Here is an 11159-nt window from a genome sequence, read left to right as displayed (position 1 = left end):
TCTCCAGCACCTACTGAGTTCACTAGGACACCCTCTACAGCTGGTGCATAGTAGACGCTATCTCCGTCGAAGAATAGGGCTCCGTCTCCACCCATTGATACTATGGCATACTGGGCTCCCATCTCTAGGCACTTCTTACCATATGGGATTATTTCATCCTTACTAGTGAATTCTTGACCAAAAAGCTCACTTACCTCGTCGAAGTTTGGCTTGATTAATAGAGGTTTTAGGTCTATGGCCTTCCTTAAGGCCTGGCCACTTGTATCTATCACAAAGTCAGCTTCCTTGCCCTTACAGATTTTAATTATCTGGTCAAATATGTCCTTGCTAAGTCCTGGAGCTGCACTTCCTGATATAATGACTGTGTCACCCTTGTTTAGACCTGCCAGCTTATTCAAAAAGTCTTTTTCCTCCCCACTGCTTATACTTGGACCCTTGCCGTTAATTTCACTTTCCTGCTTACCCTTAAGCTTGACATTTATCCTCGTATTCTGGCCTACCTTGGTAAAATCTTCTGCCATACCCTGGTCTTTGAACCAAGAATATATGTAGTCACCCGTAAAGCCACCTAGGAATCCTAGCGCCTTGTTTTCTACCCCTATATTAGTAAGTAGCTTAGACACCATTATTCCCTTTCCACCTACATTTACATATTCACCCTCTGACCTGTTTAGCTTTCCTTCGCTAAATTCTTCCAGCTGGACTATGTAGTCAATAGATGGATTAAGTGTTACCGAATATATCATGAAATACACCTCTTTTCTATCACAATATATTATTTTCTTTTATTTTCTATCACTATATGCCTAGTATAACAAAAAATACTTCTAAAATCAACCATTTTTTATAATTTTCTTTCAATTTCTTTCATTTTTATTCTACACTGATTATCCTAGTATTTTCAACTATTCTCTTGTCTATGCCTTCCTTCTTTGCATCTGTGATTATTGAAACCTCGTCCAAGTCGCAAATTTTGGCAAAGGATACCTTGCCAAACTTACTAGAATCTATCACGACATAAACATCCTTTGACCTCCTGATAGCCTCTGCCTTTATATTTGCCTCACTGATATCTGGTGTAGTTATCGATGAGTTGGCACTAATTCCATTAGCCCCTATAAAGGCCTTAGTAAACCTATACTTGCTCATCTCCAGAATTGCCTCTTCACCTATCAGGGCCTTAGTCATGGGTTTTACATAGCCACCCAGTATATAGGTCTTTATGTTATTATCCAACAGCCTATCTATATTATGTATTCCATTTGTAACAACTACTATATCCTTCCCCCTTAGAAAGGGAATTATTTCATAGCAGGTAGTTCCTGCATCTATATATACAAAGTCCCCATCCTTTACAAGTTCACCACAGCATCTTCCTATGGCTATTTTCTCACTTAGGGCTCTCTCACTTCTCTCTATGATTGTATTATCAAAGGTGAAGGCACCGTCTATACTCACGGCACCACCATGAACCCTCTTTATGAGTCCCTTGTCTTCTAGGTCGTCAAAGTCCCTCCTTATCGTCGACTCACTAGCCCCTAATTCTATTACTAGGTCCTTCAACTTAACAGTATTAAACTTGTTAATCCTGTCTAATATGTAGGCCTGTCTCTCTTCTGTTAGCATTGATTTAATCTCCTTAATTCCATATTAATTGTTTATTTCTACTGTTTTTTCATTTTGTTTGTTTATTTTGTTCATATTAATTGTTTATTTCTATCGTTTTTTCTTTTATTCACTTCTTATATTTCAAAGTAGCTGTCCACACCATCAGAAATACCCTCTACTAGCTTGTCCTGGTAGTCTTCTGTCTGCATTAGCCTATCCTCCTCTGGATTAGACATAAAGCCCATCTCTATTATAGTGACCGGTATCTTGCACCAATTTATACCACTCATCTTGTTGGTTTCTATTATTCCCTTACTTTTAGCCCCAGTAGACTTGAGCATCTGGTCTAAAACCAGCTGGGAAAGGCGCTTACTATCTCCTATAATCTCTGGTACATATGGGTTATCACTGGCTGGACACATAGTCAAGATACCTGCTGTAGCTGGATTTGAGTCACCATTGGCATGTATCCTCAAAAATACAGCCCCCTTGTACCTATTGGCAATTTCTGCCCTTCCCTTATTAGAAATGGGACAGTGGTTGTCCTCTCTTATCATTACAACCTCATAGCCTCTTGCCCTTAGTTGGTCCCTTAACTTTAAGGATACATCTAAAGTCAACTGGTACTCTGGAACACCTGTTACGGCCCCTGCTGTTCCTGATGAAAGCATTGGTTTGGACTGGCTGGCCCCTGGTCCAATTGGCTCCAAGTCATTCATGGCTGCCTCCTGGTGGCCTGGATCTATTACTACGATATGACCCTTGCCTGTCTTGTCCTTATTCTTATCCTCTTGGTTCTTATCCCTGCCTTGCTGGTCAGACCCCTTAGTACTAGACTGAGTCTGTGACTGGTCGGTCTGACTGGTATTCCTTTGGCTAGTCGGTCCACAGGCCACCAAGACCATAGATGTCAGTAATATGAATGAAAACACATAAATTAACTTTCTCATAAAGTCCTCCCTCTTCTTATATAATTAAGGGCTTTTACCCACTTTTTCTTCTTATTTATAACAATACCAAAAAAATCTGTCAAAAGCAAGCAAAATATACCATGATTATGGAGTTTTCACTTAAAAATTCCACTATATCTTTCAAAGTCTAATTTTAAGATCTGGGGCTGGTCTTGTAGATTAGTCTTATAGTATCAAGACCTATGTAAGTATAATCCATATGATAGGACTAGCCTCTAATTCTGTAGACACAAAAAACCCAGTCTGATTAGTCCTCAAACTGGGTCTTTTTAACTACGAAAGCCTATATAAAGCCTCCTAGCCCTTATTTTTTAATTTATGCCTATATATTATTCTTCATCGTGTAGCTTAACCTTAGTAGCCATTATTGCAATAAGTGTAGCAACTACCATGGCAGCTAATAATACTAGGGCCATACCATTGCCAGCAGCAAATCCTTCTGGAGTATGTCCGCCTACAACACCAGCAACCTGAAGTATGATACCTATAAGACCTATTATAGATCCACCAGCAACTAGACCAGAAGATAAACTGACACCTCTTGATACTCTTGCTGCCTTTTCAGCTTCAGATTTAGCCATCTTTTCAACAATAAGTCTAACTATAGCGCCTATCAAGATGATAGAGCTTGTAGATATTGGTAGGTAAAAACCTATAGCAACTGTCATTATTGGTAGGTCAAGAAAGAACATGAATAGGGCCATTACAACACCAACTATGATCATTACCCATGGTAGGTCTCCTGACATTATACCTGATGTAAGTGTAGCCATCAAGTTAGCCTGTGGTAGGGCGAAAGGAGGGTTAGCTCCTGTTACTGCCAACTGGTCAGCAAGTAGGATCATTACACCAATAACTACTACAACACCTATGATACCTGAGATAGCATAGTGCTTCTGCATTTCTGGTTCATTACCACCGATTACAAATGTAACCTTCTGAGACTGGGCATATCCACCTGCCATAGCGATAGCAACAACTATAAATGATGCGAACATCAATAGAGACTTGTTGCTTGCTGGATCAGTCCAACCTGCAACAACGAATACTAGAGTTGCTATAACTAGAGATGCTATTGTCATACCAGAAACTGGTAGATTTGAAGTACCTATAGTACCTGTCAATCTACCTGCAACTATTACGAATAGGGCTGATAGGATGAATGAAATCACTATACCTATTATAGCCATTAATATGTTTCCTGATACCATTACAGCACCGATGAAACCTATTACTATACCACCTAATAGTATTAATCTCTGAACGCCTGCACCTTCCTGGTTAGCACCAGAGGCCTTAGCACCCATAGTCTGCTTGATAGATGAAACTATAACTGGGATAAGCTTGATAGCACCGATTACACCACCACAAAGCATCATACCTGCACCAATATACTTAACATAGGCACCTGAGATTGTGTTTACATCCATTTGACTAATGGCTACTGAAGCATTATTCCATACATGGTGACCATTGTGAGCCATATCAGAGAAGTAACCGATCAAAGGAAGTATACCAAAGTTTGAAAGGATAGATCCTGCAAACATTGATATAGAAACCTCTAAACCAACTATAAATCCTATACCTAATAGTAGTGGATTAGCTTCTATTTCAAACTTGAACTTGTAGAAAGATTCTCCTAACTTACTGTAAACATTGTTACATAGGTTAAGGAATGAACCTGTTAAAATTGTTATAATACCACTGATTACAAATCCTATTCCCATGAACTTAACTGAATCTCCAGCACCCTCAGATGCTACTAGTGTTTCAGATATAGCCATAGATTCTGGGTACATTAGGTTACCATGCTCTTCTATTATTAGGTAGTCAAGAACTAGAGAAGCAACTCCTAGACCAAATAGGACACCTCCTAGACCAATTACAATACCTTCAACAAAAGATATCTTGCTTCCTATTAATAGGACTGCTGGTAATACGAATATTAAACCACTGGCAACTGATTCACCACCACTGGCCATACCCTGAACAAGGTTCTTACCTAATAGCCCCTTCTGCTTTGCGAAAGCTGCAATAAAGGCAGATCCAATTATAGATCCTGGTATACCTGCTGCAACTGTTAAACCAGCCTTCATTCCTGAATAAGCCGTTGAAGCTGCAAATACTATAGCTAGGATTATACCTATAATCATGACAACAGTATTCGAACCTCTTTTAGTCTTATCGGTATTGTAGGGTATATAATCTTCACCCTTTACGCCACCGTAAGCTTCTTTTGATAATTTCTTAGCACTCATTATCACATTTTCCTTTCTTTTTAAAAATATAAATTAAAAAATAATACTATAACCTAAAATCTATTATACCACAAAATAAGATAATCTGTATATTTTTCTATATATTATCAATCCAGTCAAAAATAAAAACCCTTACTTCTTCCCTATTTATCTCGTTCAAAATCTCATGTCTACAGGATGGGTATAGCTTTTTAGTAATTTTCTCAAAGCCTTCCTCTTCAAGTATTGTATACAGCTTGTCCACTCCCCTTCCATAGTCCCCAACAGGATCTTCCTGGCCTGATATCAAAAGTATTGGTAGGTCCTTAGGCATCTTAGCTATATTTTTCCTCTTGGCCACATAGTTAACCCCTTCAAATATTGCCAAATACATGCTCACTGATGGTATAAACCTACAATACTTGTCTGATAGGTAGGAATCAACTACTGACTCATCCCTTGTCAACCAGTCAGATACAGTCCTATTATTATCTATCTTATCATTATATGATCCTAGTGAGGTTTTGTGGAGAAACTTACTCTTATACTTGTCCCCCTTAAAGGCCTTAATAAGATTGGATACACCAATGCCAAAGTAGGATGAAGAAAGTGGCACTTGGCCAGTTCCCATAATAATAAGCCCATCTATTTGATCCCCATATAAGGATGCATAGGTTCTTACCACAAAGGACCCCATTGAATGGCCTAGCATTATATAAGTTAGGCCTGGGTACTTGGCTGCAGTCTGCCTCTGTAGGTCTGCCACATCTTCAACAAGGTCCATCCAACCACCTGTAAAGACTCCAAAATTCTTCCTATCTCTTGCAGTCCTGCCATGGCCCATATGGTCATCGCCTACAACTACATAGCCCTCCTGGTTTAATTCCTTTATAAAGGTTTCATACCTGCCTATATGTTCTATCATTCCATGAACTATTTGAACAACCCCTTTAGGATTTTCAACCGGCCATTCTGATGCATATATATTTCTTTTTCCATAATACCATTCTATTCTATCCATTAATATCACTCCCCTTATTAACTATTATACAAGCGGGCTGAATATAAGTAAATAAAAAGAGACCCATTGCGCAGGCCTCTTTTCATTGATTATTTTATCTTTTGGGTATGTCAAAAAGACTTAATTTACTTATATAAATCAAATCACTCAATATGCTAATTAATGTCTTACTATCTCTCGATCTCACCAGCATGCATTTAGGCTAATATATGCTTGCGGAGGTATCTTATATAGCTAGTATCAACTATCTTGCGAAAGTTTCTCCTAATTCAACGCATAGGGCTATACCTTCTTCATTTGGAGTCTCATTAATGATTAGTCCATCATCAAATAGGTTAGCACCGGCTGCTTCAACTCTTGACTGCCAGTCTCTCATCCATTCTCCGTCTCCCCATCCGTAAGAACCGAATAGAGCAACTCTCTTACCGCCTATTGAACCTTCTGCCTCTTCGAAGAATGGTTCAAATTCAGCTTCTTCTAGAACTTCTGATCCCATTGATGGGCAACCAAATATTAGAGATTCATAGTCCTTTACACTCTTACCAGGATCATTTGAAATATTGATTACATCATATTCAACTCCAGCCTTTGCTAGACCTTCACCAATAGCTTCTGCCATTGCCTGTGTATTACCTGTTCCACTCCAATAAAAAACTCCAACTTTCTTCATTTCTAAATCCTCCTATGCTATGTATAATTGATTTTTAAATTGGCCTAATATATTTTCCAAACACTCTCCACAACTCATCTTTTCCATCATCATGCACCTAGACCTATCATATCTTTCGAATAAGATCTTGGCCTCTTCAGCATCACCATAGACCTTCCAATAGCCACTGAACTTGTAGTTCTTACCATTATTTTCTATAAAGCCCAATATGTCAGATACAGGATAGCCTAAAAAGGCACCAATTTCATGAGGGAAGTCTCCCCTGCTCATCCTCGTCTTCAAGGTAGCAATGTACCTGTTTAGTGACCAGGAGCTAGAGTAACCATAATCCGCCAATATCGTATTTACATCGGTCCTCCTCAAGTACTGGTAGAGCTGGGACTGTTTATAGACAAAGACTAAAATTCTCTGGCCACACTCGCAAATTGGATTAATCTTAATATCGTATTTTTCAAATCTCTTATTATAATACTGGACTAGTCTACGATAGTCAGGCAGCTCCATTTTAGAAATGGATACCAGGTTAGAAACCTTAGCCCCTGTCAAGACCGGTGAGCAGTAGTATGCAAGTATGTTTTCAAACTTTACGTCTGCCATAAAATATACCAACCTTTCTTGTATAAATACTGATTTTTTATGTCAATCAATATCTATTTTTATTATAACAATGTTGATAATCTCTGTCAATAATTTTTGATAATAATTTTCGATAATTTTATAACTACTTTTTTATTTCTTTTTATCTTATAAACTACTTGTTTAAGCATAAAAATAGACCCTGAAGTCCCCTCACACAAAGAGACTCCAAGGTCTAGCAGATTCAATTTCAAAACCTTTTACAGTTCCATATTCTATAATTTACTTGTAAACTATCTTTGATAGGTCACATATATTTAGCATGGACTTGTAAATATTGGCAAGTAGGGCTAGCCTATTGTTCCTAACATCTAGGTTTTCGTCCATTACCATAACCGTTTCAAAAAAGTCATCTATGGCTGGTTTTAATGAAGCAAAGGCATCAAGTGATTCTGTATACTTCTTCTGTCCCATAAGGTTAACTATTTCCTTATCCACTAGTACAAACTTAGCATATAGGTCTTTTTCTGCAGCTTCAACAAGGTTCACTTCCTCTATATCTAATACCTCAGCCTTTTCTGCTAGTGTTGATACCCTGTTAAAGGCTACTAGCATATCGTTTAGGCTTGGATTATCTATCCATGCATTTATAGCCTGGCCCCTAGCATATAGGTCTGACATATTCTTTTCATCACTTGCTAGAACAGCATCTACAACGTCATACCTAATACTCAAGTCTTTGAACATTACCCTAGTCCTATCATTGAAGAAGGCAACTATCTGGTCAACCACACCTGCCTTGTCGAAGTCCACACCAGAATACTGGTCAAGGGCTAATTCAGCAAGCCTTGCTATATCAAGTTCTATGTTCTTTTCAAGTAGTATAGTCAATATTCCTAGGCACTGACGTCTTAAGGCAAATGGGTCAGCAGATCCTGTTGGTTGGATACCTATTGCAAAGAAGCCTGCTATGGTATCAATCTTATCAATAATTGATAGTATAGCACCCTCTGCAGATTGAGGTATTTCATCTCCACTGAATCTTGGCAAATAGTGCTCATATATAGCCTTAGATACTATAGGATCCTCATTGTCAAGTTTTGAGTATTCCATACCCATGTATCCCTGTAATTCGTCAAACTCAAATACCATGCTAGTTACTAGGTCTGCCTTGCATAGGTAGGCCGCCCTTTCTAGTAGGTCCTTGTTTACACCTCTACCTATCTCATCAGCTAATCTTCCTGCTAGCTTATAAAGTCTTTCTGACTTGTCTAATAGGGTACCTAGCTTTTCCTGGAATACAACTGTGTCAAGCTGTGGCCTATAATCTACTAGGGCCTTCTTCCTATCTTCCCTAAAGAAGAATAGGGCATCTGCTAGTCTAGCTTCAAGTACCTTTTCATTACCCTTCTTGACATTTTCTATCTTGTGGTCATTTCCATTTCTAACAGCAATGAAGTTGGCCAATAGGTCCCCCTTGTCATCTACTACTGGGAAGTACCTCTGGTGGGCCTTCATAGGAGTCTTTACTACCTCCTTTGGAAGGCTGGCATATTCCTTGTCGAATTCACCGTAGAAGGCTGTTGGATATTCTACTATATAAGTTACCTCTTCAAGTAGGTCTTCATCCATATCTACCCTACCATTTATACTGGCAGCAACCTTATCTATCTGGTCTCTTATTATAGCCTTTCTCTTGGCCTGGTCAAGTATTACATAGTTTTCTTCTAGTTTGGCTAGGTAGTCTTCTATGCTTGTAACCTCTATTGACTTGGCTCCTAGGAACCTGTGGCCTACAGTTTTATTAGAAGCTATGATACCCTCCATATTAACTGGAACTACCTTATCATTCATCAAGGCCAAAAGCCACCTAATAGGTCTTACAAACCTCATGTTCTTTCCACCCCAACGCATTGACTTAGGGAAGACTACAGCCTTTACTATTTCGCCTAAAACATCGCATAGAATTTTTTCTGTGTCTTCACCCGCTTCCTTTATAGTTGCATATATATATTCAGTTCCGTCTAGGTCCTTGAAGTATACATCATTTTCACCAAGGCCCTTGCCCTTCATAAATCCAAGGGCTGCCTTAGTAAAACTACCATCCTCAGCTAGAGCAATCTTCTTAGATGGACCCTTTACCTCTTCTTCTAGGTCTGCCTGTCTATCAGCCAAGCCCTTTACTACTAGGACTAGTCTTCTTGGTGTTGCATAGGTTTCTATTTCAGAGAAACCAACCCTCTTTTCTATCAAGGCCTTTGTAAGGTTGTCCTTAAGCTGACCAAGAGTAGATTCCACAAATCTTGATGGCATTTCCTCTACGCCTATTTCATATAATAGATAATTATTCATTGCTTTCACCTGCCTTCAATAATGGATATCCCAGTTCTTCTCTCTGCTTAACATAGGATTCTGCTACTATCTTGGCCAAGGACCTAATCTTACCTATAAAGGCTGCCCTCTGGCTAACACCGATAGCCCCCCTAGCCTCTAGGGTATTAAATGTATGAGAACACTTCAATACATAGTCATAGCAAGGTATTACTAGGCCTATTTCAGCAAGACGCACCGCCTCTGCCTCATACATATCAAATAGCTTAAATAGCATTTCAGCATTACACTCATCAAAGGCATATCTTGAGTTTTCATATTCCTGTCTCTTGAAAACTTCTCCATAAGTTATTTCATCATTCCACTTTAGGTCATATACACTATCTACGTCCTGTATATACATACCTATTCTTTCAAGACCGTAAGTAATTTCTCCGGTCTCTAATTCACATTCTATATTACCTACCTGCTGGAAGTAAGTGAACTGAGTGATTTCCATACCGTCAAGCCAGACTTCCCAACCTAGGCCCCAGGCACCTACAGTAGCTGCCTCCCAGTTGTCCTCAACAAATCTTATGTCGTGTTCATCTGGATTGATACCTATAGCTCTTAGTGATTCTAGGTATAGGTCCTGTATATCATCCGGTGATGGCTTAAGGATTACCTGGAACTGGTGGTGCTGGTACAACCTGTTAGGGTTTTCTCCATACCTACCGTCTGCAGGTCTCCTTGATGGCTCTACATAACAAACACTCCATGGCTCAGGCCCAAGTGATCTAAGAAAAGTGTTAGGGTTCATAGTACCCGCACCCTTTTCCACATCATATGGCTGTGTCATTATACAACCTTGCTTTGCCCAGAAATTTTGCAAAGTCAAAATCATTTCTTGAAAATTCATAAATATTTCCTCCTGGTTCTTTTATCATCCACCTATTTATGGAATATAATTCACTCTTTAGTCTTTCTTGGACCTATCTTTGGCCCTTATTTTTCTTCAGGATCTTCCTTTTTAGGGTCTTCTTCCTTGATCAATTCATATATGATATCATCACTTGAATCATCTTCCTCTTCATCCTTGGACTTCTTGAAGGTTCCCCTTATATCCTCGAAGGAGTTAAATATAATCTCCTTTAGGATTTCTAGTTTTTCTGGCGTCAAGCTACCCATATCAACACTTTCCCCACTAGCCTCATCCGTAATAAGGACTGAGTACTTACTAAGAACTGCAGCTGATAGGCCTAGTAAAGATAGGACTGGCATGGCCGCTACACCTAATACACCTAAAGTCAAAGGTATATTTAGCACCACCTTGCCCTCTTTTTCTACAATTATTCTGACAACAGTAGTCTTCTTAAATAGGTCACCTAACTGGCCCCTTATTCTTTCTGACTCCTGGGATATATTTTCCCCAAACCTACGTATAGATTCTTTCTTGTTTTCAAAACCCGTATCCTTCTGACCTGACTCAATATATATAATTGCGTCTAGTACATTACCATCAGTCTTGATTAAGGCTTCTCTGGCTTCCTTGTATGTTGCATATGGAAGTCTATCCAATACCTGATCTACCATTTCAATTGTTATCTGTGCCATATTTTTCATCCTTTCTCAAGTTCTAAAAAAATAGATATTACTTTAAAGTTTTCAAGAGGTCTAGGGATTTGAAACTGACATTTTCAAAATAATTGACCAGGTAGATCTTCAATAAAGAAAAGAGCTCCCTGACCAAGACCTCTGCAACTTTT

10 protein-coding genes are annotated in these 11159 nt (G+C 38.9%); all 10 read right to left on the bottom strand.

Annotated features, from left to right (window positions below):
- The coding region (locus tag ACW6OJ_RS05540; RefSeq protein ID WP_456095983.1) for a 1-phosphofructokinase family hexose kinase at positions 1-746 on the bottom strand (746 nt) is incomplete at its 3' end.
- Between the two features lie 127 nt (positions 747-873).
- Positions 874-1626 (bottom strand): DeoR/GlpR family DNA-binding transcription regulator, encoded by a 753-nt coding sequence (locus ACW6OJ_RS05535; RefSeq protein ID WP_456095982.1) that lies wholly within the window; start codon positions 1624-1626, stop codon positions 874-876.
- A 116-nt stretch (positions 1627-1742) separates the two neighbouring features.
- Positions 1743-2558 carry an N-acetylmuramoyl-L-alanine amidase family protein gene (locus ACW6OJ_RS05530; protein WP_456095981.1) on the bottom strand — a complete coding sequence of 272 codons (816 nt, stop codon included), beginning with the start codon at positions 2556-2558 and terminating at the stop codon, positions 1743-1745.
- A 350-nt stretch (positions 2559-2908) separates the two neighbouring features.
- On the bottom strand, positions 2909-4837 hold the full coding sequence (locus tag ACW6OJ_RS05525; RefSeq protein ID WP_456095980.1) for an OPT family oligopeptide transporter: 1929 nt from the start codon (positions 4835-4837) through the stop codon (positions 2909-2911).
- Between the two features lie 97 nt (positions 4838-4934).
- On the bottom strand, positions 4935-5837 hold the full coding sequence (locus ACW6OJ_RS05520) for an alpha/beta fold hydrolase (protein WP_456095979.1): 903 nt from the start codon (positions 5835-5837) through the stop codon (positions 4935-4937).
- Positions 5838-6081: 244 nt separating this feature from the next.
- A complete protein-coding gene (locus ACW6OJ_RS05515; RefSeq protein ID WP_293429660.1) occupies positions 6082-6507 on the bottom strand; it encodes a flavodoxin in 426 nt (141 codons plus the stop codon).
- 12 nt (positions 6508-6519) lie between these two features.
- A complete protein-coding gene (locus tag ACW6OJ_RS05510) occupies positions 6520-7104 on the bottom strand; it encodes a DUF3793 family protein (protein WP_455104749.1) in 585 nt (194 codons plus the stop codon).
- 261 nt (positions 7105-7365) lie between these two features.
- Positions 7366-9435: a glycine--tRNA ligase subunit beta gene (gene glyS / locus ACW6OJ_RS05505; RefSeq protein WP_455104750.1), complete on the bottom strand. Its 2070-nt coding sequence runs from the start codon at positions 9433-9435 to the stop codon at positions 7366-7368.
- A complete protein-coding gene (gene glyQ / locus ACW6OJ_RS05500) occupies positions 9428-10312 on the bottom strand; it encodes a glycine--tRNA ligase subunit alpha (RefSeq protein WP_293429653.1) in 885 nt (294 codons plus the stop codon). Before glyQ ends, glyS begins: the two co-directional genes overlap by 8 nt.
- A gap of 86 nt (positions 10313-10398) precedes the next feature.
- Positions 10399-11007, bottom strand: a complete 609-nt coding sequence (locus ACW6OJ_RS05495; RefSeq protein ID WP_314494856.1) for a DUF4342 domain-containing protein — start codon at positions 11005-11007, stop codon at positions 10399-10401.
- Positions 11008-11159 lie beyond the last annotated feature (152 nt).

It is taken from the genome of Peptostreptococcus sp. (assembly GCF_977045075.1).
This window is presented reverse-complemented; position numbering and strand designations above follow the sequence as displayed.

What these genes read in the sequence shown, in the direction of transcription:
- ACW6OJ_RS05510 (WP_455104749.1), bottom strand. Translation starts at nt 7,104, where the DNA reads ATGGCAGACGTAAAGTTTGAAAACATACTTGCATACTACTGCTCACCG.
- ACW6OJ_RS05530 (WP_456095981.1), bottom strand. Translation starts at nt 2,558, where the DNA reads ATGAGAAAGTTAATTTATGTGTTTTCATTCATATTACTGACATCTATG.
- glyQ (WP_293429653.1), bottom strand. Translation starts at nt 10,312, where the DNA reads ATGAATTTTCAAGAAATGATTTTGACTTTGCAAAATTTCTGGGCAAAG.
- glyS (WP_455104750.1), bottom strand. Translation starts at nt 9,435, where the DNA reads ATGAATAATTATCTATTATATGAAATAGGCGTAGAGGAAATGCCATCA.
- ACW6OJ_RS05535 (WP_456095982.1), bottom strand. Translation starts at nt 1,626, where the DNA reads ATGCTAACAGAAGAGAGACAGGCCTACATATTAGACAGGATTAACAAG.
- ACW6OJ_RS05515 (WP_293429660.1), bottom strand. Translation starts at nt 6,507, where the DNA reads ATGAAGAAAGTTGGAGTTTTTTATTGGAGTGGAACAGGTAATACACAG.
- ACW6OJ_RS05525 (WP_456095980.1), bottom strand. Translation starts at nt 4,837, where the DNA reads ATGAGTGCTAAGAAATTATCAAAAGAAGCTTACGGTGGCGTAAAGGGT.
- ACW6OJ_RS05520 (WP_456095979.1), bottom strand. Translation starts at nt 5,837, where the DNA reads ATGGATAGAATAGAATGGTATTATGGAAAAAGAAATATATATGCATCA.
- ACW6OJ_RS05495 (WP_314494856.1), bottom strand. Translation starts at nt 11,007, where the DNA reads ATGGCACAGATAACAATTGAAATGGTAGATCAGGTATTGGATAGACTT.